21 protein-coding genes are annotated in these 24,541 nt (G+C 64.6%); 8 read left to right on the forward strand and 13 right to left on the reverse strand.

The annotated features are described in order from the left end of the window. Window positions 1-411: 411 nt before the first annotated feature. Together HV753_RS05010 and HV753_RS05015 are read right to left on the reverse strand one after the other, a co-directional pair. Entirely contained in the window at window positions 412-624 is a 213-nt protein-coding gene (locus HV753_RS05010) for a YbdD/YjiX family protein (protein WP_175173291.1), read from the reverse strand. Window positions 625-642: 18 nt separating this feature from the next. Next, the gene (locus tag HV753_RS05015; RefSeq protein ID WP_175173292.1) at window positions 643-2,724 is read right to left on the reverse strand and encodes a carbon starvation CstA family protein; all 2,082 of its coding nucleotides are present in this window, start codon (window positions 2,722-2,724) and stop codon (window positions 643-645) included. 315 nt (window positions 2,725-3,039) lie between these two features. Here HV753_RS05015 and HV753_RS05020 point away from each other — a divergent pair, with 315 nt between their 5' ends. The 7 genes from HV753_RS05020 to pdxR all read left to right on the forward strand — a co-directional run bounded on the left by HV753_RS05020 (window position 3,040) and on the right by pdxR (window position 10,390). Beyond that, a complete protein-coding gene (locus HV753_RS05020) occupies window positions 3,040-4,461 on the forward strand; it encodes a cache domain-containing protein (protein WP_175173293.1) in 1,422 nt (473 codons plus the stop codon). Beyond that, complete coding sequence (locus HV753_RS05025) at window positions 4,458-5,114, forward strand: response regulator (RefSeq protein WP_175173294.1); 657 nt, start codon at window positions 4,458-4,460, stop codon at window positions 5,112-5,114. Before HV753_RS05020 ends, HV753_RS05025 begins: the two co-directional genes overlap by 4 nt. A 111-nt stretch (window positions 5,115-5,225) precedes the next feature. Beyond that, window positions 5,226-5,771 (forward strand): GTP cyclohydrolase I FolE, encoded by a 546-nt coding sequence (gene folE / locus HV753_RS05030; RefSeq protein WP_217481434.1) that lies wholly within the window; start codon window positions 5,226-5,228, stop codon window positions 5,769-5,771. Window positions 5,772-5,985: 214 nt separating this feature from the next. Beyond that, a complete protein-coding gene (gene tauA / locus HV753_RS05035; RefSeq protein ID WP_175173295.1) occupies window positions 5,986-7,014 on the forward strand; it encodes a taurine ABC transporter substrate-binding protein in 1,029 nt (342 codons plus the stop codon). Window positions 7,015-7,044: 30 nt separating this feature from the next. Continuing rightward, window positions 7,045-7,887, forward strand: a complete 843-nt coding sequence (locus HV753_RS05040; RefSeq protein ID WP_175173296.1) for a taurine ABC transporter ATP-binding protein — start codon at window positions 7,045-7,047, stop codon at window positions 7,885-7,887. Next, window positions 7,880-8,707 carry an ABC transporter permease subunit gene (locus tag HV753_RS05045; protein WP_175173297.1) on the forward strand — a complete coding sequence of 276 codons (828 nt, stop codon included), beginning with the start codon at window positions 7,880-7,882 and terminating at the stop codon, window positions 8,705-8,707. Before HV753_RS05040 ends, HV753_RS05045 begins: the two co-directional genes overlap by 8 nt. 144 nt (window positions 8,708-8,851) lie before the next feature. Then, entirely contained in the window at window positions 8,852-10,390 is a 1,539-nt protein-coding gene (pdxR, locus tag HV753_RS05050) for a MocR-like pyridoxine biosynthesis transcription factor PdxR (protein ID WP_175173298.1), read from the forward strand. Window positions 10,391-10,430: 40 nt separating this feature from the next. Here pdxR and HV753_RS05055 read toward each other — a convergent pair whose 3' ends face one another. The 11 genes from HV753_RS05055 to xsc all read right to left on the reverse strand — a co-directional run bounded on the left by HV753_RS05055 (window position 10,431) and on the right by xsc (window position 23,531). After that, window positions 10,431-11,846 carry an NAD(P)/FAD-dependent oxidoreductase gene (locus HV753_RS05055; protein WP_175173299.1) on the reverse strand — a complete coding sequence of 472 codons (1,416 nt, stop codon included), beginning with the start codon at window positions 11,844-11,846 and terminating at the stop codon, window positions 10,431-10,433. A gap of 87 nt (window positions 11,847-11,933) precedes the next feature. Further along, window positions 11,934-12,326 (reverse strand): nuclear transport factor 2 family protein, encoded by a 393-nt coding sequence (locus HV753_RS05060; protein ID WP_175173300.1) that lies wholly within the window; start codon window positions 12,324-12,326, stop codon window positions 11,934-11,936. Window positions 12,327-12,436: 110 nt separating this feature from the next. Beyond that, window positions 12,437-13,420, reverse strand: coding sequence for a CobW family GTP-binding protein (locus HV753_RS05065; RefSeq protein WP_175173301.1), 984 nt, complete (start codon window positions 13,418-13,420; stop codon window positions 12,437-12,439). Window position 13,421: 1 nt separating this feature from the next. Continuing rightward, window positions 13,422-15,077, reverse strand: coding sequence for an amidohydrolase (locus HV753_RS05070; RefSeq protein ID WP_175173302.1), 1,656 nt, complete (start codon window positions 15,075-15,077; stop codon window positions 13,422-13,424). Between the two features lie 25 nt (window positions 15,078-15,102). Continuing rightward, the gene (locus HV753_RS05075; RefSeq protein ID WP_175173303.1) at window positions 15,103-16,128 is read right to left on the reverse strand and encodes an ABC transporter ATP-binding protein; all 1,026 of its coding nucleotides are present in this window, start codon (window positions 16,126-16,128) and stop codon (window positions 15,103-15,105) included. After that, complete coding sequence (locus HV753_RS05080) at window positions 16,125-17,123, reverse strand: ABC transporter ATP-binding protein (RefSeq protein WP_175173304.1); 999 nt, start codon at window positions 17,121-17,123, stop codon at window positions 16,125-16,127. Before HV753_RS05080 ends, HV753_RS05075 begins: the two co-directional genes overlap by 4 nt. Further along, window positions 17,120-18,022 carry an ABC transporter permease gene (locus tag HV753_RS05085; protein ID WP_175173305.1) on the reverse strand — a complete coding sequence of 301 codons (903 nt, stop codon included), beginning with the start codon at window positions 18,020-18,022 and terminating at the stop codon, window positions 17,120-17,122. The genes HV753_RS05080 and HV753_RS05085 overlap by 4 nt, the downstream gene beginning before the upstream one ends. Continuing rightward, window positions 18,019-18,987: an ABC transporter permease gene (locus HV753_RS05090; protein WP_175173306.1), complete on the reverse strand. Its 969-nt coding sequence runs from the start codon at window positions 18,985-18,987 to the stop codon at window positions 18,019-18,021. The genes HV753_RS05085 and HV753_RS05090 overlap by 4 nt, the downstream gene beginning before the upstream one ends. 12 nt (window positions 18,988-18,999) lie before the next feature. Then, window positions 19,000-20,577, reverse strand: a complete 1,578-nt coding sequence (locus HV753_RS05095) for an ABC transporter substrate-binding protein (protein ID WP_175173307.1) — start codon at window positions 20,575-20,577, stop codon at window positions 19,000-19,002. Window positions 20,578-20,708: 131 nt separating this feature from the next. After that, window positions 20,709-21,647 (reverse strand): bifunctional enoyl-CoA hydratase/phosphate acetyltransferase, encoded by a 939-nt coding sequence (locus tag HV753_RS05100; RefSeq protein ID WP_175173308.1) that lies wholly within the window; start codon window positions 21,645-21,647, stop codon window positions 20,709-20,711. Window positions 21,648-21,719: 72 nt separating this feature from the next. Beyond that, the gene (xsc, locus tag HV753_RS05105; RefSeq protein ID WP_175173309.1) at window positions 21,720-23,531 is read right to left on the reverse strand and encodes a sulfoacetaldehyde acetyltransferase; all 1,812 of its coding nucleotides are present in this window, start codon (window positions 23,529-23,531) and stop codon (window positions 21,720-21,722) included. A gap of 161 nt (window positions 23,532-23,692) precedes the next feature. On the opposite strand from xsc, the gene HV753_RS05110 reads away from it, so the two are divergent. Then, on the forward strand, window positions 23,693-24,448 hold the full coding sequence (locus HV753_RS05110; RefSeq protein ID WP_175173310.1) for an IclR family transcriptional regulator: 756 nt from the start codon (window positions 23,693-23,695) through the stop codon (window positions 24,446-24,448). Window positions 24,449-24,541: the final 93 nt, after the last annotated feature.

Genomic DNA, 24,541 nt, shown 5'->3' on the forward strand with positions numbered 1-24,541 from the left:
TGCGGTGTGGGTGACATCTGTTAGGAAATCACCGCAGCTTGATGGGTTGCGCGCGTTGAAGCGCGTGGTTCTTGCTTGAGCAATCTCGCGCTTCACCCATCCTACGGGGGAAGAGCGACCCACATGTGAAGAAAGGCCCGCATGTGAAGAGAAGCCCGCAGGTGAAGAAAGACCCGCATGTGAAGAGAAGCCCACATGTGAAGAGAAGCCCGCAGGTGAAGAGAAACCCGCAGGTGAAGAGAAACCCGCAGGTGAAGAGAAACCCGCAGGTGGAGAGAAACCCCACATGTGAAGATCAACCTTCGCGGGAAGATCAACCTTCGCGGGAAGAAAATCCCACTTGGGAGGACCACCCCATGTGGGCTGAACACGCCGCGCACGAAGAAAAAGCCCCCGAAGGGGCTTTTCTTATCAGCAGCAGCCGATCCGTTTCTTGCCGCCGTAGCGCGCGTCCTGGCGCTCGCGGAAGAAGGCCTCGTAACTCATCGGCTCCTGGTCAGGGTGGGTACGCCGCATGTGTTCCACATACGTTTCGTAGTCCGGCACGCCCACCATCAGCCGGAGCGTCTGCCCCAGATAACGGCCGGCGGCGCCGGCGGCTGAACTCATGTTGCCAAACAGCATGTGGCGCCTCCTTGGCGATCAGTCCGCGCCCGCCGGGACCGGCAGTGCTTCGTACGGGGTCTCGCGCGAGGTCGGCTTGTTCTCGGCGCGCGCGCGCTGTACTGACTTGATGCCGAACACCAGGATGCTGACCACCACGAACATGAAGATCGCGCACAGGCCGGCGTTGATGTAGTCGTTCAGCACCACGCGCGACATTTCGGCGAGCGACTTGGCCGGCGCCAGCACCTTGCCTTCGGCGATGGCCGCGTTGTACTTGGCGGCATGCGCCAGGAAACTGACACGCGGATCCGCATCGAACAGCTTCTGCCAGCCAGCCGTCAGCGTGCACGCCAGCAGCCATATCGTCGGCAGGATCGTGACCCAGGCGTAGCGGTCGCGTTTCATCTTGAACAGCACAACGGTGCCAAGCGTCAGCGCAATTGCGGCCAGCATCTGGTTGGCGATGCCGAACAAGGGCCACAACGTGTTGATGCCGCCCAGCGGATCGACCACCCCTTGATACAGGAAGTAGCCCCAGGCCGCCACGCACAAGGCGGTGGCAATCAGGTTGGCCGGCAACGAGTCCGTGCGCTTGAGCGACGGGGCGAAGGTGCCCAGCAGATCTTGCAGCATGAAGCGGCCAGCCCGCGTGCCCGCATCCACCGCGGTCAAGATGAACAGCGCTTCAAACAGAATGGCGAAGTGATACCAGAACGCCATCATGCCCGGGCCGCCAATAGCCTGGTGCAGGATGTGCGCCATGCCGACGGCCAGCGTCGGAGCGCCGCCCGCGCGCGAAATGATCGTGCTTTCGCCAACGTCCTTGGCCGTCTGGATCAGGTCCTGCGGCGTCACCACGAAACCCCAGCTGGACACCACTTGGGCCACCTGGTCCGGCGTGGTGCCGATGACCGCCGCCGGGCTGTTCATGGCGTAATAGATGCCCGGCTCGATCACGCAAGCCGCCACCAGCGCCATGATGGCCACGAACGATTCCATCAGCATGCCGCCGTAACCGATATAGCGGGCCTGGGTTTCGTTTTCGATCAGCTTGGGCGTGGTGCCCGACGAAATCAGGGCATGGAAACCCGACACCGCGCCGCAGGCGATGGTGATGAACAGGAACGGGAACAGGTTGCCCGACCAGACCGGGCCGGTGCCGTCCACGAATTGCGTCAGCGCCGGCATCTTCAGTTCAGGCGCCACGACCACGATGCCGATCGCCAGGCCCAGGATCGTGCCGATCTTCAGGAAGGTCGACAGATAGTCACGCGGGGCCAGCAGCAGCCACACCGGCAGCACGGCCGCGATGAAACCGTAAACGATCAGAATCCAGGTCAGCCCCTTGCCGTCGAAGTCGAACATCGGGCCCAGGACCGGATGCGCGGCCACGTCCTGGCCAAAGGTGATGGCGGCCATCAGGCCGACAAAACCGATGATGGAGACTTCACCAATCTTGCCCGGGCGGATGTAGCGCAGGTACACGCCCATGAACAACGCGATGGGAATGGTGGCGGCAACCGTGAACGTGCCCCACGGCGAATGCGTCAACGCCTTCACCACAATCAGCGCCAGCACGGCCAGGATGATCACCATGATCATGAATGCGCCAAACAGCGCGATCACGCCAGGGATCTTGCCCAGCTCGGACTTCACCAGATCGCCCAACGAACGGCCGTCGCGGCGCGTCGAGATGAAGAGAATGGTGAAGTCCTGCACGGCTCCGGCGAACACCACGCCCGCCAGAATCCACAACATGCCCGGCAGATACCCCATCTGCGCTGCCAGCACCGGACCCACCAAGGGGCCGGCGCCCGCGATGGCGGCAAAGTGATGGCCGAACAGCACGTGCTTGTTGGTGGGCACGTAGTCCAGGCCGTCGTTGTGCTTCCACGCCGGCGTCATGCGCGAGGCATCCAGCTGGAAAACGTTCTTGGCGATGAAGCGGCTGTAGTAGCGGTATGCGATCAAATAGACGCAAACGGCGGCAATCACCACCCATAGCGCGTTGATGGTCTCCCCTCTGGCCAGCGCCACGGTGCCCAGCGCGAACGCGCCCAGTACCGCAACCGCCAGCCAAACCAGGTGCTGACCCAGTCCCTTACTGCTGGTATGCATAAGTGCTCCTCTTGCCTCCCGCCATGCTTGTGGCGTGAAACGCTTTTTTCGTCTCGCGGAAGGCAGACTCATTGTTGTGGGGTGGCGGGCGCGCAAGCGTCCGCGCTGCGTCCTGGGGACGCGGGCGCTAGTATTTCGTTTTGCCCCCCTGGCAACAAGCGCGAAACTACGCAAGCCGCTTACGTGTTACTACTCAATGCGCCGCAACAAAAATCGGCGAAAACCGTAAAATCCGGCGCAAAGACCGATGCTTCCCCGGGGGAAGCGGTCGTGACGCATCGCACCAATCTTTACCTACGCTGACTCCCCATAAATATGAAGCTGCGCCTGAAAATCCTGCTGCTTGCCGCGGTCCCCTTGCTGGTGGCCGTTGCCGCCATCACGGTGGCGGTCTACGTGCAGGGCCTGCAACTGGCGCAGCGCGAAAAGCAGGTCGTGGAAAGCGCCTGGCTAGCCAGCAAGGAAAGCGAACTGCGCCATTACGTCAGCCTGGCCTACAGCGCCGTCGCTCCGCTGCAAGCGGCGGGCGACGACGACGCTTCGCGCCAGCAGGCGCTGGAACTGCTGGCGCAGATGGAGTTCGGCCACGACGGCTATTTCTTCGTGTACGACCTGCATGGCAAGAACCTGATGCACCCGCGTCAGCCCGAACTGGTCGGTCAAGACCTCTGGAACCTGCGCGACACCCGCGGTCAAGCCGTCATCCAGAACCTGCTGACGGCAGCCCGGCGCGGCGGCCAGCAAGGCGAAGTGGTGCATTACCTATGGGAAAAGCCGTCCACCCACCAGACCGTGGAAAAACTCGGCTATGTGGTGGTGCTGGATCGTTGGGGCTGGATGCTGGGCACCGGCATCTATCTGGACGACGTGGAACAGGCGCTGGTTCGCATCGACGCCGCCGCGCAGGCCAACATCCGCAGCATGTTCGCCTGGGTGGCGGGCATTGCGGCGGTCTCCATCCTGGGCGTGGCCGCCTGCGGCCTGGCGCTTAATATCAGTGACCACCGCCAGTCCGACGCCAAGCTGCGGCTGATGGCGCAGCAAGTGGTGCGGTCCCAGGAAGACGAACGCGCCCGGCTGTCGCGCGAATTGCACGACGGCATCAGCCAGGTGCTGGTGTCCAGCAAGCTATCACTGGAAGCTGCGCGTGAACGCCTGCGGCAGTCGCTGCCGACGGACGCGCAGACACTTGCCCATATCGACAAACCGCTGGGCGGCGCGCTGGACCGCCTGAACAGCGCCGTGGGCGAGGTTCGGCGCATTTCGCACAACCTGCGCCCCACCCTGCTGGACGACCTGGGCCTGCCGGCCGCGCTGGAGCACCTGGGACGGGAGTTCGCCATTCCCAGCGCGGATGGCGCACAACCGCTGGCCGTAAGGCTGCGCACCACCGGCCGGCCCGTCAAACTGCCCGACACGTACGCCACGGCGCTGTTCCGCGTCACCCAGGAAGCCCTGACCAACGTGCTGCGCCACGCGGGCGCCACGCGCGTCGACATGACGCTGGCCTACAGCGCGCATGACCTGCGCCTGACCATTTCGGACGACGGCTGCGGCTTTGACTTCGCCGAGGTCCAGCAGGACCCGCGGCGCGGCATCGGCCTGCGTAACATGCGCGAACGCATGAACGCGCTATCCGGTAATCTCAGTTTCCATTCCAATGCCCAAGGCACGACCTTGCAAGCTTGGCTGCCCCTGCCCGCCACCGCCGCCCCTTCCGCAATAATCCCAGCATGACCGACACCCCCGACGCCATCCGCCTATTGTTGATCGACGACCATCCGCTGGTGCGTGACGGCCTGCGCCTGCGCCTGGAAACCGTGCCGCGCCTGCGCGTGGTGGGCGAAGCGGGCAACGCGCAGGCGGCGCTGGCCTTCCTGGCTGCTTGCCTGACCGAAGATCCCCAAGGCGACACGCTGCCCCACCTGGCGTTGATGGACCTGAACATGCCCGGCGTGGGCGGCCTGGAGCTGACGGCACAGCTGCATGAACGCTATCCGCAGATCGCCGTGCTAGTGCTTTCCATGCATGACAACCCCGAATACATGGTGCAGGCGGTGAAAGCCGGCGCCCGGGGCTATCTGCTGAAGGACGAACCGGCGGAAGAAATCGTCACCGCCATCGGCGCCGTCATGGCGGGCCGCAGCTACTTCAGCGCCGCAGCCGCCCTGCGGCTGTCACAGGCCAGCGCCCCTGCCACCCTGTTGACCCAGCGCGAACGCGACGTGCTGCGCCACATCGCCGACGGTCAAGCCAACAAACAGATCGCTCAGGCCCTGGGCCTGTCCGTGCGCACTGTGGAAACCCACCGCTTGAACATCAAGCGCAAGCTGGGAATCGACGGGCAGGCCGAACTGATCAAGTACGCCGTCGAGAACCGGGGGGTTTGACCCCCCCGCCTGACCCGCCGCCCGCGCTGCGGTAGACTTGCCTCCATTCCCGCGTCCCCGACGCGACACGCCACAACGCCACGACGAGCGCGCTGCCCCCAGGAGTCCCCCATGTCATTGGAAAAAAACTACACCGCCATTCTCGAAGCACTAGGGGAAGATCCGTCCCGCGAAGGGTTGGCCGATACGCCCGCCCGCGCGGCCAAGGCCATGCGTCACCTGTGCCGCGGTTACGACCAAAACCTGGATGAAATCGTCAACGGCGCGCTGTTCACGTCGGATACGCGCGAAATCGTGCTGGTCAAGAACATCGAGCTCTACTCGCTGTGCGAACACCACATGCTGCCGTTCATCGGCAAGGCGCACGTGGCTTACCTGCCGGCCGGCCGCGTCCTGGGCCTGTCCAAGGTGGCCCGCATTGTCGAGATGTACGCCCGCCGCCTGCAAATCCAGGAAAACCTCAGCCGCCAGATCGCCGAAGCCGTCCAGACCGTCACCGGCGCGGCCGGCGTGGGCGTCGTCATCGAGGCCCAGCACATGTGCATGATGATGCGCGGCGTGGAAAAGCAGAATTCGTCCATGGTCACGTCCGTCATGCTGGGCGAATTCCACGACAACCCGTCCACCCGGGCCGAATTCCTCAGCCTCATCCGATAGCAGGACCGCGCCCCCTTCTTTTGGTGCATATCGCGGGCCCGCCCGCTGCGACGACGATGCCAGACATGGCAGCGCCGACGCGGCGGGCGGGCTTGATCGCTTTTGGCTCCTACTGATCCAGGCATCTGGCCCTAGCGTTCTGATCCCATCCGGGCAAACTGGCACTCAGCAAGCCGGCCGCGCCGGGCGCGGCCGATCCCTCCCGGAGACCTCCATGAACGCGATATTCCGCCACATCCGCCGCCGCACCCTTGCCGGCCTGGCCGCCGCGCTGTTGGCCGCACCCGCCTATGCCCAAACCAAACTGGTCGTAGGCTATCAATTGATCGTTGGTCCGTTCCTGTCCGCCATCGCGGACGGCAGCTTCGACTCCGCCCTGAAAGAAGCCGGCTACCAGGTGGACTGGCGCCAGTTCACCTCCGGCGGCGACATTTCCACCGCGCTGGCCTCCGGCAATGTGCCGGTCGGCGTCCTGGGTTCCACCGGCATCACCTCGGCCGCCACGCGCGGGGTGGACATGCAATTGTTCTGGGTCCTGGACAACATCGGAAAATCCGAAGCGCTGGTCGCACGCAACGGCTCCGGCATCAACAGCACCGCCGACCTGAAGGGCAAGCGGATCGCCACGCCGTTCGTATCCACCTCCCACTTCCACCTGCTGGTCGGGTTGGAACAAGTTTGGAAGATCTCTCCCCGGGACGTGCGCATCCTGAACATGCAGCCGCCGCAGATCGTGGCCGCCTGGCAGCGCGGCGACATCGACGCCGCCTATGTCTGGCCGCCCGCGCTGACCGAAATCGCCAAGAGCGGAAAGATCATCGCCGACTCCCAGCAGATCGGCGCAGCCAGCGTGCCTACCTTCGATGGCATCGTGGTGGACCGCGCCTGGGCCGCCAAGAACCCGAAGTTCATGGCCGCCTTCACCGGCGTGCTGGCCAAATCCTACACTGACTACCGCGCCAACGGTGCCAAATGGACCGCCGAATCCCCGCAGGTCAAGGGCATTGTTCGACTGATTGGCGGCAAGCCCGACGACGTGGTTGAAGCGCTGAGCCTGCTGGTATTCCCGACTGCGCAGGAACAGGCCTCGAACGAGTGGCTGGGCGGCGGCAAAGAGGCAGGCGCGGCGCGAGCCTTCGCGGCCAGCGCGACCTTCCTGAAAGACCAGAAGCAGATCGACAAGGCACTGGCCGACTACAGCCCGCACGTCACGGACCAGTACGCGAAGGCAGCCGCAAAGTAAGCGGTCCGCCGCGCCACAAGGGGAGCCCGCATGACCACGCCGTCCACCTCCACCTCCGCCGCGCAGCGGCTCTGCGCGGAACAAGTCAGCGTCACCTATCCCGGGCTGCACGACAGCGGCCCGGTGATTGCGCTGCAAAACGTCAACCTGACCATCCAGCCCGGCGAATTCGTGGTGGCGCTGGGCGCCTCCGGCTGCGGCAAGACCACCTTGCTCAGCCTGCTGGCCGGATTCCTTTCACCCACTGAAGGCGAGATCACACTGGGCGGCCGGCCCATCGTCGGCCCGGGCGCCGACCGTGGCGTCGTGTTTCAGAAGCACGCCCTGCTGCCTTGGCTGAACGTGCTGGAGAACACGGAATTCGGGCTGAAGCTGCAAGGCGTGGACAAGGAGACTCGCCGCGCCCGAGCCCGCCGCAATCTGGAACTGGTGGGCTTGCAGGACTTCCATCGCCACATGATCTACCAACTGTCGGGCGGCATGCAGCAGCGCGTGGGCATTGCACGCGCACTGACCTGCGACCCCGCCATGCTGCTGATGGACGAACCGATGGCCGCCCTGGACGCGCTCACGCGCGAAACCATCCAGGAACTGCTGCTGGATATCTGGCGGCAGACCAGCAAGATGTTCTTCTTCATCACCCATAGCGTGGAAGAGGCGCTCTTCCTGGGATCGCGGCTGATCGTCATGTCGCCTCGCCCAGGCCGCATCACGCACACCTTCACGCCGGACTTCAACCGGCGCTACCTGGAGACTCGCGATGGACGTGGCATCAAATCCAGTCCCGACTTCATCGCCATGCGCGAAGAAGTCCTTGGCATCATCTACGGTGACGAACGCGCCGCCGCCTCGCCCCAGGCCGCCCATGTCTAGGAACCGGTCGGGGCACAAGCCCGCGACCCCCGGAATGGTCTACGGTGCGCCCGGCGCGGGCTACAGCGGACACATCAGCCTGATCACCAGCCTGGCGCTGATCGCCTTGTGGTTCCTGGTGACCAGCGCGGGCTGGGTGCGTCCGCTGTTCCTGCCGTCGCCCATCGCCGTGTACGACAAGTTCGTCTCGGCCATGACGGACGGCGTTGCCAATTCCACCCTGGCCGAACATGCCCTGGCCAGCCTGATGCGCGTCTTCGGCGCATTCTTCCTGGCCTGCGTCACCGCCATCCCCGTGGGCATCCTGATGGGCGTGAACCGCTATGCACGCGGCATTTTCGACCCGCCCATCGAGTTCTACCGCCCGCTGCCGCCGTTGGCGTATCTGCCACTGATCATCATCTGGTTCGGCATTGGCGAATTTCCGAAGGTCTTGCTGATCTACCTGGCCATCTTCGCGCCAATGGCGATCGCCGCGCGCGCCGGCGTACGCTCGGTGTCCATCGAACAGATTCATGCTGCCTACGCCATGGGCGGCACGCGAATGCAAATCGTGTGGCATGTGATCCTGAAGGCTGCCATGCCCGAGATCTTCACCGGCATGCGCATCGGCATCGGCGTGGGATGGACGACACTCGTCGCCGCCGAGATGGTGGCGGCCGACCGGGGCCTGGGATTCATGGTGCTGAATGCCGCGCAGTTCCTGGCCAGCGACACCGTCATCATGGGCATTATCGTGATCGGCGTGTTCGCGTTCGCCTTCGACCTGCTGGTGCGCTATCTGGAGAAGTTCGCCATTCCCTGGAAGGGACGCATCTAGGACGGCTTCGCCCTGCCAAACCCCGGCAGGGCAATCCCCCATTTCTTCCCCCAGGCGGCTCCTCTATTCTGAAGGACAGATCCGGAACCCGACCCTGCCCGCGCCTCGCGCCGGGGTCCCGCATCGCCTTCAGAAGGAGTCGTCATGTCCAGCCAGGCCTCGATGCTCAAGCCTGTGTTGTGGGAACGCCTGTTTGAAAGAGAAAGCGCGCCCAACCTCAGCCTGCAAGGCCGCGTGCGCCAGATGCTGGTATCGGCCATTCTCAGCGGCCATCTGCCGCCCGGCACGCCCGTCCCCTCCAGCCGGCAACTGGCCGACCAGTTGCGCATTGCCCGCAACACGGTGGTGTTCGCGTACCAGCAACTGGTCAGCGAAGGCTATCTGGTGTCACGCGAACGCAGCGGCCACTTCGTCTGCGATTCCGTCATGCAAGGGCATTCCGGTACGGCGTCCGATTCCGCCGCACCCATGCCGATGGGCAATTCCCCCGATCCGCAACGGGTGCGCTGGGAAGAACGGCTGCGGTTCCGGCCGTCGCAGCAACGCAATATCACCAAGCCGCAAGACTGGCAGAAGCAGCCCTACCCCTTCGTGTACGGTCAGTTTGACCCGGACCTGTTTCCCACCGCCGAATGGCGCGAATGCTGCATCAAGGCACTGTCGGTGCTGGACATACGCAGCTGGGCGCCCGATCTCATCACCCATGACGACCCGACGCTGATCGAACAGATCCGCACGCAGGTGCTGCCGCGCCGGGGCGTGTGGGCCGATGCCGAGGAAATCGTCATCACCGTGGGTGCGCAGCACGCGCTGTACCTGCTTGCGGACCTGCTGGTCAACGAGGACACCGTGGTCGGCATGGAAGACCCGGGCTACCCGGACGCCCGCAACATCTTCGCCAGCCATACGCGCAACCTGCTGCCGCTGCCCGTCGACGAACGCGGCCTGTGCACCGGCACGCAGCTATTGGGCTGCGACTACGTCTTCGTCACGCCCGGCCATCAATGCCCCACCACCGTCACGCTGGCACTGGAACGCCGCGAAAGCCTGCTGGCGCTGGCGCGTCAGGCCGACAGCTTGATCATCGAAGATGATTTTGAAAGCGAAAGCCGTTGGGGCGAAGGCGCCATTCCCGCGCTGAAAAGCCTGGACCGCGACGGCCGCGTCATCTATGTCGGCAGCCTGGCCAAGTCCTTCGCGCCGGGCCTGCGCATCGGCTATATCGTCGCGCCGCGCGAACTTGCCAGCGAACTGCGCGCACTGCGCCGGCTGATGCTGCGCCACCCGTCCGCTTATATCCAGCGGGCCTTCTCTTTGTTCATTTCCCTGGGCCATCACCATTCGCTGCTGCGCAAGCAGTCGCAGGCCTACCAGAAGCGCGGCGCCGAGCTGGCCCAGGCCCTGGCACGCCATCTGCCCGATTTCAAGGCAATTCCCATCACGGGTTCGTCATCCTGCTGGTTGGCCGGGCCGCCCTGGCTGGACGCGGCCGAACTGTCCGAGGCTGCGCTGGCCGAGGGCGTGGTGGTGGAACCCGGCAACGTGTTCTTCATGAACGGCGCCGACGCGCCACGCAATTACCTGCGCGTGGGCTTTACGTCCATCCGGCCAGAGCATATTGGCCCAGGGATTGAAAAGCTGGCACAGGTGGTGCACCGCTACCGCTTGCGTACGGCAGCATAGGCGGCGCATAGGCGCGGCGCCTGCTTTTCGGCCACACGCGCTACAGATGCTCGTCCCGCAGGTGATACCAGCGGTACAGCAAGCCCTGCCCGATGCGCCGGAACGGCGCGAACAGGTGGCCTGGCAACGGCGAGTCATAGATGGGCAGGTCCCACGCCAGCCCATCCTTGCCCATCATCCGCTGAGCCAGCCGTCTGCCCGCATGCGCGGAAAATGCCACGCCGTTTCCGCCGTAGCCGAAAGCGTAATACACGGGCTGCGTCGGGTCCGGCTGCGTGATGCGCGGCATCATGTCGTGGCTGACGTCCACCCAGCCCCACCACGAATACGCCACCTCCACCCCGCGCAACGACGGGAATTTGCGCGCCAGGCCTTCGCGCAGCAACGCCAGATGTCGGGGGTTCTGCGCATCGGCGCCGCGCAAAGCGCTGCGGCTGCCGATCTGCATGCGGCCATCCGGCAGCAAGCGATAGTAGAAGCGCAAGGTCCGCGTATCGGTGATGAACACGGTGCTTTTCAACCCCGCCGATTCGCGTTCGGCCGGTGAGAGCACTCGCGTCACCAGCGAATTCGACAGCACCGGCATGATGCGGTTGTCCAGCAGCGGGTTCACGCCTTGGGCGGTGTAGCCTCCGGTGGCGAACGCCACGCGGCGTGCTCGCACCACGCCGCCCGGCGTCTGCAACAGGACCACGCCGTTTTCCACGCGCCAGCCCAGCACCGGGCTGGACGGATGCACACGGACCCCCAGCGCCCGTGCCTGGCGCAAGTAGCCATACGCCAACTTCAGCGGATGCACGCCCACGCCATCGGGCTCATGCATGGCGCCAACCGCTTCGTGGTCGTCCACATAGCGCTCGCGCAATTCGGACTTGCTGAGCATCCTGGCGTCGTATCCGAACACCTCGCGCATCACGCGCGCCTCATTTTCCAGAAATCCCATCTTCTTCTGGCGGTGAGCGGTGTACAGATGGCCGCCCGGTTGCGCGTCGCAATCCACCTGCGCAACCAGACTTTTCCAATACTCAAAGCCTTCGCGGATTTCCGCGTCCAGGCGTTTGGCCGTGTCCAGGCCCCAGCGTTCGATCCACTGCGACCGGTACAACCGCCCCGATGCATTCTGCCCCTGGCCACCATTGCGGCTGGTGCAGCCCCAAACGACGCGGTTGGCTTCCAGCACGACTGCGCGCACGCCAAAATCCCGCGCCAGGGTCAACGCGGTCGACAGGCCGGTAAAGCCCGACCCCACGATCACCACATCTGCGTCGACGTCGCCCTGAATGGGCCCATCGTCCTGCGGCGGTTCGCCGGCGCTGGCGACCCAGTAGGTGGGCGCGTAGTCTTGCCCTCGGCCGGGCGCCGAGACCAATGGGTCATAGGTCGGGTTATAGGCGCTGACGCCCGGGGTAGCCGCGCGCGGCGGCAGCGAGGTGTCGAAGGGCATTTGCGTATCCATGCTTCGAATCCGTTTCCTGGGTGTGTCCTGGGTGTGTTCGGGGGGTGCCCCGGGTATCCCTTTCGTGGCCCCTGGCCGGGTGGCGTCTCAGGCCCGAGCGGGCAAGGCCGGCCGCTGTTTGCGGAAGGCATTCTTCACATGGATCTTTCCATCCTGGAACGTGAAGACATCGACCATGTCGGCCTCTACCCGCGAGCCGTCGGCGGCGGTGCCGGTGAACGTGCATTCAGACACGCCACGATCGCCCGCCACCCAATGCCGGCCGTTGTTCCATTGCGCGTCGGGAAAATTCTTCCACGCCGCCGTGAAGGCCATGCGTACCGCTTCCGTGCCCGTATGCCGGCTGCCGCAGGCTTGTGGGCCGCCCACGGTCTCGAACACGCAGTCCTCGCTCATGAAGCTCATCAAGGCATCGATATCGTGGCGGTTCCAGGCGGCCGCGAATTCGGCCAGCATCTCCACGGTGACGGTCTTTTGCATTGCCAACCCTCCTATAGACGCCGGCGCGGCGTGCGCCCGCGTTCAGGATCCAAGGTAAGTGAGCGGCCAGGCAGGGTCTAGAACCAGAAACGGGAAATCGCTTGCACCAGTCAGGCCGTGGCGGGCGCAAGCATCTTGGATACTTGCGCTGGATCAATGGCGCCGCGCAAACCGATGAACACCAAGCCCGGTGTCTCTAACTGGCGCGGAGCCACGGCCTGCGTGTCGTATCGCACGCGGCGCCCGGCCCATTGCACCAGCACCACGCCATGCCGATCCGTGCGGACCCAGCCCTTGGCTCTTAGCAACTGCCTAGGCATCTGCCTGAGCTGCCCGGCCAGTTGATCCGCGTTCAGTAGCGCCGGGGCCTGCCAGAGCCAGCTTTGAAAAGGATGGTCGGGTTCCTTGCCGGGTGCGGCGTGATGATGCGCGACATGGCCGCATGCCCCGTGGGTGCAATCATCCGTGCATTCCTGGGCCGCAGCCTCTGGCAAGGTCTCGCCAGACAGATAGCGCAAATCCAGGCGCCCTTCCCGCGTGTCCACCATGGCCGCGCCCTGCGTGACCTGCCGCAGCCAGTACCGCACCGACAACAACGCTTCGGGCGTCACCAGGTCGGTCTTGTTCAGCACCAGCAGATCGGCCGCCCGCAACTGCCGTTCAATCGTGTCGCTTAGCAGAGGATCGGCCGCCAAGGTCCGCACTTGGGCCGCATCCGCCAGTACCACTATGCCTTCCAGTTGCAGCATCGGATCACACATGCCGACCTGCGCAATCCTGGACGGATCCGATACGCCGCTGGCTTCGATCACGATCCATTCCGGCAATGGATCCAGCGCCAGCACACGCGCCAATGCGTCGTCCAGCCCGCCAGCCATCGAACAGCAGACGCAGCCATTGGCCAACCGGATCACCTCGTCCGCGCGCTGCGAAATCAGGCCGGCATCGATATCGATGGGTCCGAAGTCGTTGACCAGCACCGCAGCCCGCCGGCGGCTGGTGCTTAGCACGTGATTGAGCAAGGTCGTCTTGCCCGCGCCCAGGAAGCCGCCCACCACCGTCAGCGGAATGCGCGCCGCGCCAGCGTCCGCCATATCAAACGCCTTCCAGGGCCAGCGGCCTGCCGCCGACGACGGTGCCCAGCACCGCCACATCTTTCAGCTGGGCGGGGGGCACGGCGGTGGGGTCGTCTTCCAGCACGCAGAAGTCCGCGTACTTGCCAACTTCGATGGAACCGACCAGATGATCCATGTGCAGGGTGTAGGCCGCGCCCAGCGTGACGGCATGCAGCGCCGCGTCCACACTGATCCGCTCGGACTCGCCCAGGATGCGGCCCGAAGCGGTCTGCCGATTGACCGCGCACCAGGCGGTGAACAACGGCCCAAGCGGTGTGATCGGCGCATCGGAGTGGATCGAAAACGGTACGCCTGCCCGCGCAGCCGACGCGCAGGCGTCCATGCGGTTGGCGCGATCCGGCCCCATGGTGAGCGCGTGATGGGCATCGCCCCAGTAGTAGATATGATTGGCGAACAGGTTGGCGCACATGCCCAGACTGGCCATCCGGCGGAACTGCGCCGCATCGGCCATCTGGCAATGCTGCAAGGTGTGGCGGTGATCGCGGCGCGGAGTCCGGCGCAAGGCCAGGTCCACGGCTTCGATCGCCCGCTGCGTGGCTTCATCCCCATTGGTATGGATGTGCAACTGCACGCCCGCATCGTGATAGGCCTGGACAGTTTGGTCCAGTTCCGCCGGTGCGATCACCCAGATGCCGTTGGGTGCACCGTTGTAGTAACCCGGCCAGCGCACTCGGGCGGTGAAGCCCTGTATCGATCCATCCACCACCAACTTGACCATGCCCAGGTGCAACTTGTCATGGTTCAGCCGCTTGGCGGCCGCCAGTTTTTCCAGGCAACGCGCCGGATCCCCTGCATACGTCAGCGCCGACGCCGCAGGTACGATGCGCACCGGATAGTCGGCTTCCGCGGTAATGCGCGCCAAGGTGGCCACGCCCTCGTCCCCCAGTTCGTTGACCAAATCCGTCGCGGTGGTGACGCCCGCCCACTGCGCCACCTTGCCGAACATGCGCAACCCGTCTTCTGACAGCCCCACCGTGCGGAACGGACTGCCGATCAGGCGCATCACCGGGAACATGGCCGCGAATTCGCAGAGCTCGCCGCTGGGCCGGCCATCGTCCATCCGCGTCACGCCTTCGATATCCGTATCGCGATCGATGCCAGCGCGAGCCAGCATCGGCGTGTTCACATTCATCAAGTGCATGCTGGCGTGCATGATGACGACCGGCCGCGTCGCGGACACCTTGTCCAAATCCTGGACTCGCATGCGCTGCCCATCGAAGAAGATCGGGTCAAAGCCCCAGCCAATCAGCGTTTCGCCAGCCGGCAAGGCGCGCTCGGCTTCGCGCAACCGGTCAGCCACGGCGTCAAAGCTCTTCAATCCATCCCACAGGCGTCCATCAGGGCCGCGACGGTCGTAGTAGCCCACGTACACGAACTTCCACATGCCGCCTTCCGGCAGATGGCAGTGACCTTCCACCAAGCCAGGCATCAACACCTTGCCCGCGTAGCGCTCGTCCAGTTCCGCCGGCCCCCAGCCAGTCAGGTCTTCCCTGCTGCCCACTCCCAGGATGCGTCCGTCGCGAACCGCCACATGGGTCGCGCGCGGCTGCGCGGGATTCATGGTCAGGATGCTGCGGGCGGCGTAGATCGTCGTCTTGCCTTGAGGCGAGGTCATCGAAGATTCCTTCTGAAGGTTGGGTTCAGCCCGGAAGCGGCGTCACCAGAACGCCGTCGCGGACTTCCACAAAATGGCAGGCCACGCGGTGGCCGGGCACGACTTCACGCAATTCGGGTTCGCGCGCGGAACAGGCAGGCTGCGCGGCCGGACATCGCCCTGCGAAACGGCAACCCGGCGGCGGATTGACGGGGCTGGGCGGATCGCCCATCAGCCGCACGCGGCGCGCGGCCGATTCACGCCCACCCTTGACGGTAGGCACGGCCGACATCAGCGCGACGCTATAGGGATGCAGCGGGCGGGTGAAGAAGGCGCGGCGTGACCCTTGTTCAATGATCTTGCCCAGGTACATCACGGCAATGTCGTCACAGATGTGCTCAACCACGGCCATGTCGTGCGAAATAAACAGGAACGACTGCCCCTGTTCGCGCTGGATCTTGCGCAGCAGGTTCAGAATCTGCGCTCGGATGGCAATGTCCAGCGCCGACACGGGTTCGTCGCAGACGATCAGGTCAGGGGCGCTGGCCAATGCACGCGCCACGTTCAGCCGTTGCCGCTGCCCGCCGGAAAACTGGTGCGGGAACAACTGGCGCTGTTCGGGCCGCAACCCCACCAGTTCAAACATTTTTGCCACCCGCGCCTCGCGCCCGCCCGGCGGATCAATCCGCATCAGATCCAGGGGCGCCCGCACGATGTCCTCTGCGCGCTGGCGCGGGTTCAGCGACGAATACGGATCCTGGAACACCAACTGCAACCGGCGGCGCATCTGCCGCAACGACGATCCGCCCAAAGCGGTCAGGTCGGTGCCGTCGAAGTGGATGGAGCCCCCCGTCGGGTCCGCCAGGCGCAGCACGGACAAGGCCGTGGTGGTTTTGCCCGAACCCGATTCGCCCACGATCGCCAAGGTGCGGCCGCGCGCCAGATCGAACGACACGCCGTCAACGGCCTTGACGACGATGGGCTTGCCATCGCGCCCTCGGCCGCCCACCGGAAAGTGCACGGCCAGGTCTCGCACCGAAAGCAAAGCAGGAACGTGCGGCTGCGCCGTCATGAAGCCTCCTGATAGAGCCAACAGGCCACGTCCTGGCCCTCGGCCACGCGCACCAGCGGCGGGAATTCGCTGCGGCAGCGCGCAACGGCCTGGCCGCAACGTTCCAGAAAAGGACAACCCACCCCTCGGTCCCACACCGACGGCACCACGCCGGGAATCTCAGGCAAATCGGGGCGAATATCGTTGGGTTCGCGGTCCAGCTCAGGCAGACAGGCGATCAGCCCCTGCGTGTACGGATGCCGGGGATGCGCCAGAATCTGCCGCACGCCGCCCTGCTCCACGACCCGTCCGCCATACATGACGACCACGCGGTCGGCCATTTCCGATACCGCGCCCATATCATGGGTGATCAACAGCACTGCCGTCCCGCGTCGCGCCTGCTGTTCGCGCAACAGATCGAAAATCTGCGCTTGCACGGTGACGTCCAGCGCTGTGGTCGGCTCGTCAGCGATCAGCACATCCGGATCACAGGCCAAGGCGATGGCGATCATCACCCGCTGACGCATGCCGCCGGACATCTGGTGCGGGTAGTCGTCCACGCGGCGTTCGGGCACCGGAATGCCCACCGACTTCAGCATCTCGATGGCGCGCGCCCGGGCCAGCGCCTTGCTCAGCCCCTGGTGCAAGCGCAGCGGTTCGGCGATCTGATCGCCAACCGTGTACACGGGATTCAGCGCGGTCATGGGTTCCTGGAAGATCATCGAGATCTTGTTGCCACGCACCTGCCGCATGGCCTCATCATCGTGCTGCGCCAAGTCCGTGCCGGACAAGCGCACTGTGCCCGCACCGATCCGGCCCAAGGCCGGGATCAGCCGCATGATCGCCAGCGCCGTCATGCTCTTGCCGCAGCCGGATTCGCCGACCAGGCACAGGGTCTCGCCCGGACGTAGGTCGAAGCTGACCTCGCTTAACACCTCGGCCACACGCCCCCGCGTGCGGAACTCCAGGCTTAGCGCCTGCACTTCCAGGACCGGTGCCTGCATGCGCGCGTTCATGACCGCCCCCGTGACGTGGGATTGAGCGCGTCGTTCAGGCCGTCACCGATCATGCTGACGGCCAGCACGGTCAGGAAGATGGCAGCGCCCGGCAGTGTCACCGCCCACCATGCCGTCAGGATGTAGGGGCGGTTGCTGCCGATCATCAGCCCCCAGCTCATGATGTTGGGATCACCCAGCCCCAGGAACGACAGGCCCGCTTCAAACAGGATGGCAGTGCCGATGGCCAGGGTGGCCGACACGATCAGCGGGGCCAGCGCGTTGGGCAAGATCACGCGCCAGATGATGCGGGCGTCGCCTGCGCCGATCACGCGCTCGGCCAGCACGTATTCCCGCCGCTTCAAGCGCAGGAACTCGCCTCGCGCCAACCGCGCCGTACCGGTCCAGCTGACGACCCCGATCGCCACCGCGATGGTGGCAAGCGACGGCGTGAACAGCGTCACCAGCACCATGGCGAAGAGCAAGGTGGGCAGCACCTGGAAGAATTCCGTGATGCGCATCAGCGTCTCGTCGACCCAGCCGCCGTAATAGCCGGCCAGTGCGCCAACCGTCAGGCCGATGGCCATCGACAACACCGCAGCCACCACGCCAACCAGCAAGGTCGCGCGGCCGCCATAGATCATGCCGGTCAGCACATCGCGGCCCAGATAATCGGTGCCCAGCAGCATGTCGCCACCCGGTGGTTCCATCGGCGCGCTGGCGATTTCAAACGGATCCGCCTGCATCAGCATCGGGCCGAAGATCGTCATCGCCAGAATCGCCGTCAACAGCAACACGCCCAGCATCGCCGAAGGATTGCGGGCGAACACCCGCAGTGCCTCGTAGGACTGCCGTGCTGGCGCGCGGGAGGTCGTGCCGGCCGCCGCGGCAAGGGGAATGGCGGAAGGTGCTTGACTCATGATGTCTTGATCCTGGGGTCGATCAGGCGGTAGGCCAGATCGGTAAGCTGATTCATCACCACCACCAGCAACGATGCGAACAGCAGGATGCCAAGCAAGGTCGGATAGTCGCGCCGAAGCACGGAATCGAACGCCAACCTTCCCAGCCCCGGCCAGTTGAATACCGTCTCCACCAGGATCGCGCCCGCCAGCACATTGCCAAACTGCAAACCCAACATGGTCACGACAGGCAGCACACCGTTGCGCAGGGCGTGCTTGTACAGGACCAGGCGTTCGGGCAAGCCCTTGGCCCGTGCGGTGCGGATGTAGTCGGCGGAAAGCGCTTCCATCACGCTGGCGCGCGCCAGACGGCTGTATTGCGCCAGGTATACGAACGCCAGCGTGAAGGCCGGCAGCACCAGATGGTGCAGCACGTCCATCACCCCTGCCCATCCGTCTTGCGGCCCGCCCGCCGAACGCATGTCGGACACGGGAAAGATCGGCAGCACAGACGCAAACAGGATGATCAGGATGATGCCCGTCCAGAACACCGGCGCCGAATAGCCCACGACGGACAGCAAAGTGATGCCTTGCGACAGCGGCCCGTTGGGCTTGCGCGCGGCCAAGGTGCCCAGCAATGTGCCCACGATGAACGCGCTGAACACAGAGGTCACCACCAGCAGCAAGGTGGCCGGCACGCGCTCCCAGATCAACTGCGCCACCGGCACATTGAAGAAGTAGGAATAGCCCAGGTCACCGCGCAGCACCTGCGATAAGTACAGGCCCAGCTGCACCAGGAAAGGCTTGTCCAGCCCGTACTGCGTGCGCAACTGCGCCCGCAGGTCTTCGCTGATGCCCCCCATGGAACCCGCGATGGTCTCGACGGGATCGCCGGGAGAAATATGGATCAACAGGAAATTCAGCGTCACGACGGCCAGCAGCAACAGCACGGCGTAAGCAAGACGGCGCAAGAGATAACGCAGCATGGCGGCTCCGCGTTATTGCAGGTAGACGTCGTCCAACGGCGACAACATGCCCCAAATCCCCTCAGGCATGCCATGGACCTTCTTGGACATCAGCGTGTGATACGGAATGACCGTCAGGAAATCGATGGGCACGTCCTCGGTCACCAGGCGCTGGAATTCGGCGTAGAGCGCGCGGCGCTTGTCAGCGTCGGTTTCTGTCCCAGCCTGCTCAAGCAGCGCATCGACCTTCGGGTTGGAATAGGACTGCGTGTTGGTCCAGATGATGTCGCGGATGTTGCTGGACAGATAGGTGCGATGCACGCCGATGACGGGATCGCCCCAGTTGAAGACGATGTCGGTGGTCATGTCGAAATCATGACTGGCGATGCGCTTGGCCCAGGTTGGGAAATCAGGCGATGCCCGGACCTGCACGGCGATGCCCACCTTCTTCAGCTGGCTGCGCAGGTACTCGGCCACGTTCTTGCCCTGCACATCGGAACCCGGCATGTAGTCCACGGTCAACGTCAGGCGCTCGCCCTTGGCATCCTTCTTGAAGCCCGCCTCTTCCAGCAACTGCTCTGACTTCTTGAGATCAAGCGGGTACTTTTTCACATCCGGCGCGGCGTAAGGACTGGTGCCGACGATCGGCCCGTCGGCGGGTGTGGCAAACCCGGCGTTCAACGCTTTCGTGATGAAGTTCTTATCGATCGCATAGGCGACAGCCTGCCTCACGCGCACGTCGTTCAACGGTTTGCGCGCCGTGTTGAACGCCAGCCAGCTCAGCGCGCCAATCCCTTCGTAGCCACGATTGGTCATGACGATGGCGGGATTGTCTTTCGCGCGCCGCAAGATGGTCGGCTCGGTCATGAAGGGCAACGCGGCAATGTCGCCCCGTTCCAGTCCGATCAGCAGATTGGTCGCGTCCGGATTGATCTTCACCACGATCCGGTCCAGATAGGGTTTGCCGGGCAGGAAGAACTTGTCGAATCGCTCCAGCACGATCTCCTGCCCCGGCTTGAACTCCTTGAACTTGAACGGACCAGACCCCACCACATCCGTTGAATTCCGGGGATGGGTCTTGAGGTCCTGTCCATCGTCGTAGATATGCTTGGGCAACACCGGCATCAGGGCCGGGGACAACGCCAGCAAGATCGCCGGATGCGGCTGGCTCATGCGCAGCACGGCCGTGTAGGGGTCGGGGGTCTCGACGGACTCCACGGGCGCGAACATGGTCTGGAACGGATGGTTCTTCTTGACCGCCATCACCGAAAAGGCCACGTCGGCGGACGTGACGGGCTTGCCGTCATGGAACAAGGCGTCTTTGCGCAAGTGCAGCGTCAAGGATTTTCCGTCGGGCGCCAGCTCCCATGATTCAGCCAGGTAGGGTTGCGGCTTCCAGTCGGCGTCGTAGCGCAGCAGGCTGGCGAACAATTGGGTGCTGGGCAGCGCGGTCGCGGTGCCCGACTGCACCGCGCCATTCAGGTGCCGTGGCACCTGCGTGGACCCCACCACCAACGTGCCTCCGGGTTTCGGCGTCTCCGCTGCCACGGCGGCGCCCGTCATCGCCATTGCCGCCAGAATCGTTGCCAAGCCTTGTCGTGCGCTGCGCATGGTTTTTCCCTTGATGGTTTGCTACACGAGCCATTCATTGGATGGCTTTCGCATTAGCGTAGCCATCCAATGGACCAAGCCTTAGTACCAAACGGTCAGAGTCTTTGGTGCCAGCCATGCGGCAGGCAGGATCAAGGAAGTGCTGAGGAGGTTGCCAGCAGTGCGCGCGCATGCAGAACCGCCACCGCGCAACTGTTGACCCGTGCGTCCATAGAATCAGACCGACTCGTCAACAGCACGGGCACACGGGTGCCCAGCACCAGGCCCGCGGTGCCCGCGCCAGCCAGCCAGGTCAGTTCCTTGTAGAGCATGTTGCCGGCTTCGATGTCCGGCACCAGCAGGATGTCGGCGTCTCCGGCCACGCGGGACACGATGCCCTTCTGGTCCGCCGCTTCCCGCGAGATGGCGTTGTCGAACGCCAGGGGGCCGTCGATATCGCCGCCACGGATCTGCTGGCGGTCGGCCATTTTCGATAGCGCTGCCGCATCCAGCGTGGCGGGCATCGACGGGTTGACGGATTCAGTGGCGCACAGCACGGCAAGCTTCGGGCGATCCACGCCCAACGCCCGCGCCAGATCGATGGCGTTCTGGGCAATGTCCGCTTTTTCTTGCAGGGTCGGCGCAATATTGACGGCCGCATCCGTCAGGATGAACAGCTTGGGATAGGCCGCCACCGCCATGACGAAGGCATGGCTGATCCGCCTGTCCGTGCGCAATCCGGATTCACGGGCGACCACCGCGGACATGAAATGATCTGTATGCAGACTGCCCTTCATCAGCATGCGGGCCGCGCCATCGCGTGCCAATGCCGCAGCGGCCCGCGCCGCCAGTTTTTCGTCATCCGGCGTATCCACGATTTCAAGATCGCTTGTGCGCACACCCATCTCGGCCAGCAACGCCGTGATCCGGCGCGCGGGGCCCACCAGCACGGGTTCGATATATCCGGCGTCCCGCGCCTGGATCGCCGCCCCCAGGCTGGTCGGACACAAGGGATAGGCCACCGCAGTACGCAGCCGTCCGCCGGATAGCGCGGCAACGCGCAGCGGCTCGAACAATCGGTCGATTGCCATGTCTAGATGCTCCTGCCGCGCGTGTCCGCAAGGCCAAAGGGGAAGCGTCCGGCGGTGCGCCGGACGCATCGATCAGCGCTTGACGGGATCGATCGGCAGGGGCACCTCGCCCGAATGGAACGGCTGGTTCACATATTGCTTGTACTTGTCCAGCAGGCGCAGCGGCTGTTTGAGCGCGTCGCGCCGGAACGGGTCGCCCAGTTCTTGGCTGACCATCATTTCCAGCACCGTGGTCTTGCCTTCCGACTGCGCCTTGCAGGCGGACTGCAACGCCGCGCCCACCTGATCGGCATGCTCCACCCGGATGCCTTCCGCACCCATCGCCTGCGCCAACTCGGCGAAGTTGGGGTTGATCAGGTTGCTGCCCACGAAGCGGCGTCCGTAAAAATCGACCTGATTCTTCTTTTCCGCGCCCCACTGTCCATTGTGGAAGACCACCGCCGTCACCGGAATCTTCTCGCGCACGCAGGTCAGCAATTCCTGGAAGCTCATGCACCAGGCGCCGTCGCCCACATAGGCCACGGCCGGACGATCAGGGCGGCCCAGCTTGGCGCCGATCAGCGCGGGCAGCGCGTAACCGCAGTTGCCGAAGCTCATCGCGGCCAGCATCGAGTTCGGCTCGTCAAAGCGCAGATAGCTGTTGGAGACCGAGCAGATGTTGCCGATGTCCGTGGACACCATCACGTGCTTGGGCATCGCAAGCTCCAGCTCGCGCAGCATGCGGCGTGGATGCATGCGGCCGCCGCCGTGCTCGATGATGTCCAGGCTCCAGTCGTCGCGTTCGTGCGACCATCCGTCCAATTCCTTTTCCCATTCGGCTTTCTGCGACGCGATCTGGTCGCCGCGAGCCGTCTTGGTGCGCGTGCAGGCCACGTCGCGCCCTTTCAGTTTTTCGGTCAACGCGGCGGCGGCAGGCCGGGCGTCGCCGCAAATGCCCACCGACACCGGGCGCACCAGGCCCAACATGCGATGGTCGGCGTCGACCTGGATGATGCGCGCGCCTTGCGGCCAATAGTCCAAGCCATGCTGCGGCAAGGTACCGAAGGGGCCCAGGCGCGTGCCGAGTGCCAGCACGACATCAGCCTGGGACAGCAGTTTCATGCCCGCCTTGGCGCCCTGGTAGCCCAGCGGCCCGCACCACAGCGGATGGCTGGCAGGAAACGCATCGTTGTGCAGATAACTGGTCACGACCGGAGCGCCCAGCAGTTCGGCCAGCGCCACGCATTCGGCCTGGCCTTCCGAAAACAGCACGCCGCCGCCTGCCACGATGACGGGGAACTTGGCGTCCGCCAGCAGACGGGCCGCGGCTTCCAGGTCCTCTTCCGAGCCGGGGCCACGGCGGATGCGACGCGGCTCGGGGATCGCCACGTCGATCTCGCCATAGAAATAGTCGCGCGGAATATTCAGTTGCGCGGGGCCGCGTTCGGCCAACGCATTGTCGAAGGCCTTGGCGGTGAATTCGGCCATGCGATCCGGACGATTCACGTGCGCCTGATACTTGGTAATGCGCGAAAAAATGGGCAGCTGTTCGGTTTCCTGGAAACCGCCCAAGCCCATGCCGGCCGTGCCGGTCTCAGGCGTGATCGCCACCACCGGGCTGTGCGCCCAATAGGCGGCGGCCACGCCGGTCACGAAGTTGGTGATGCCGGGACCATTTTGCGCAATGCAGACGCCGTGGCGGCCGGTCACGCGGGAATAGCCGTCGGCCATATGCGCGGCGCCCTGCTCGTGCACCGTGGGCACGAAGCGGATGCCAGCGGCGGGGAACAAGTCCAGTGCGTCCATGAAGGCCGAACCGACGATGCCGAAAACGTCTTTGACGCCCTGTGCGACCAACGTTTCAACAAACGCTTCGCTGGGGGTCATGTGTTGCTTGCTGCTCATGGTCTCTCTCCTGGCAGGCCGGCGCTTGTTTGGTTGCATCGTGGCCGGGGTGATTCGATACTGCCGCAGAAAACGCGCCATTCCCACCCCACGGCGTTTCATTTTCTGCAAAATCCGTGCGACGATAGGCCGTTGGCCACCGAATCTTCAAATATTGAAAGATGAAAGACGAATCCTCCGCCGCCTTGCGTGCGCTGACGCTGCTGGAACAGGTCGCCCGCTCCGAAACCCCCGTGTCGCTGGCGACGCTGACCGACGCCACCGGCCTGCCCAAGCCGTCCGTGCTGCGCATCCTGACGCGCCTGGTCGAGGCCGGCATGCTGCTGCGTGAACCCGCCGGGAAAAGCTACGTCAGCGGGCCGCGTCTGAGCGCGCTGGCCCGCGACACGCTGCTGAACTCCCCCTTGCGCGGTGGACGCCATCGCATCCTGGACAGTCTGGTCGACGAGATCGGCGAAACCTGCAACTGCACCATGCTGGACGGCGACGAAGTCATCTATCTGGATCGCGTGGAAACCGCCTGGCCGCTACGTGTGAATCTGCAAACAGGATCGCGCGTGCCGCTGCACTGCTCCGCCAGCGGCAAACTGTTCCTGGCTCACATGCGGCGCGAGCCGCGCGCACGCCTGCTGGCCGCCGCCCCCTTGCCGCGCTATACGCCCAACACCCTGTGCGACGTGGCCTCGCTTGAACATGAACTCCGCGCCATCAAGAAGGAAGGCGCCAGTTTCGATCGCGAGGAATTTCTGCTGGGCATCGTCTGCATGGCCGTGCCCATCCTGCATGGGCCGCGCGTGATCGCCGCCGTGGCGCTGCACGCGCCGGTCGCGCGCCTGTCCATCGACGGCGCGCGGGCCTGGCTGCCGCGCATGCAGGAGGCCGCCCGCGCCCTGGCAGGCACGTACCCTCAGGCGTAAAGCGTCCCTTTTTAATCTTCGCGTCCCGCCTCGCCAGGCAACGGCTAAGGCATGCCAGGGCTTACACTGTCGGTCGACTCAGTTTTTCGCGGT

The sequence above is a fragment of the Achromobacter pestifer genome (genome assembly GCF_902859625.1).
GTDB lineage: Bacteria > Pseudomonadota > Gammaproteobacteria > Burkholderiales > Burkholderiaceae_B > Achromobacter > Achromobacter pestifer.

Bases quoted from the DNA above. Each gene is read 5' to 3' on its own strand.
- HV753_RS05010 (WP_175173291.1), bottom strand. From the start codon at position 624: ATGCTGTTTGGCAACATGAGTTCAGCCGCCGGCGCCGCCGGCCGTTAT.
- HV753_RS05015 (WP_175173292.1), bottom strand. From the start codon at position 2,724: ATGCATACCAGCAGTAAGGGACTGGGTCAGCACCTGGTTTGGCTGGCG.
- HV753_RS05020 (WP_175173293.1), top strand. From the start codon at position 3,040: ATGAAGCTGCGCCTGAAAATCCTGCTGCTTGCCGCGGTCCCCTTGCTG.
- HV753_RS05025 (WP_175173294.1), top strand. From the start codon at position 4,458: ATGACCGACACCCCCGACGCCATCCGCCTATTGTTGATCGACGACCAT.
- folE (WP_217481434.1), top strand. From the start codon at position 5,226: ATGTCATTGGAAAAAAACTACACCGCCATTCTCGAAGCACTAGGGGAA.
- tauA (WP_175173295.1), top strand. From the start codon at position 5,986: ATGAACGCGATATTCCGCCACATCCGCCGCCGCACCCTTGCCGGCCTG.
- HV753_RS05040 (WP_175173296.1), top strand. From the start codon at position 7,045: ATGACCACGCCGTCCACCTCCACCTCCGCCGCGCAGCGGCTCTGCGCG.
- HV753_RS05045 (WP_175173297.1), top strand. From the start codon at position 7,880: ATGTCTAGGAACCGGTCGGGGCACAAGCCCGCGACCCCCGGAATGGTC.
- pdxR (WP_175173298.1), top strand. From the start codon at position 8,852: ATGTCCAGCCAGGCCTCGATGCTCAAGCCTGTGTTGTGGGAACGCCTG.
- HV753_RS05055 (WP_175173299.1), bottom strand. From the start codon at position 11,846: ATGGATACGCAAATGCCCTTCGACACCTCGCTGCCGCCGCGCGCGGCT.
- HV753_RS05060 (WP_175173300.1), bottom strand. From the start codon at position 12,326: ATGCAAAAGACCGTCACCGTGGAGATGCTGGCCGAATTCGCGGCCGCC.
- HV753_RS05065 (WP_175173301.1), bottom strand. From the start codon at position 13,420: ATGGCGGACGCTGGCGCGGCGCGCATTCCGCTGACGGTGGTGGGCGGC.
- HV753_RS05070 (WP_175173302.1), bottom strand. From the start codon at position 15,077: ATGACCTCGCCTCAAGGCAAGACGACGATCTACGCCGCCCGCAGCATC.
- HV753_RS05075 (WP_175173303.1), bottom strand. From the start codon at position 16,128: ATGACGGCGCAGCCGCACGTTCCTGCTTTGCTTTCGGTGCGAGACCTG.
- HV753_RS05080 (WP_175173304.1), bottom strand. From the start codon at position 17,123: ATGAACGCGCGCATGCAGGCACCGGTCCTGGAAGTGCAGGCGCTAAGC.
- HV753_RS05085 (WP_175173305.1), bottom strand. From the start codon at position 18,022: ATGAGTCAAGCACCTTCCGCCATTCCCCTTGCCGCGGCGGCCGGCACG.
- HV753_RS05090 (WP_175173306.1), bottom strand. From the start codon at position 18,987: ATGCTGCGTTATCTCTTGCGCCGTCTTGCTTACGCCGTGCTGTTGCTG.
- HV753_RS05095 (WP_175173307.1), bottom strand. From the start codon at position 20,577: ATGCGCAGCGCACGACAAGGCTTGGCAACGATTCTGGCGGCAATGGCG.
- HV753_RS05100 (WP_175173308.1), bottom strand. From the start codon at position 21,647: ATGGCAATCGACCGATTGTTCGAGCCGCTGCGCGTTGCCGCGCTATCC.
- xsc (WP_175173309.1), bottom strand. From the start codon at position 23,531: ATGAGCAGCAAGCAACACATGACCCCCAGCGAAGCGTTTGTTGAAACG.
- HV753_RS05110 (WP_175173310.1), top strand. From the start codon at position 23,693: ATGAAAGACGAATCCTCCGCCGCCTTGCGTGCGCTGACGCTGCTGGAA.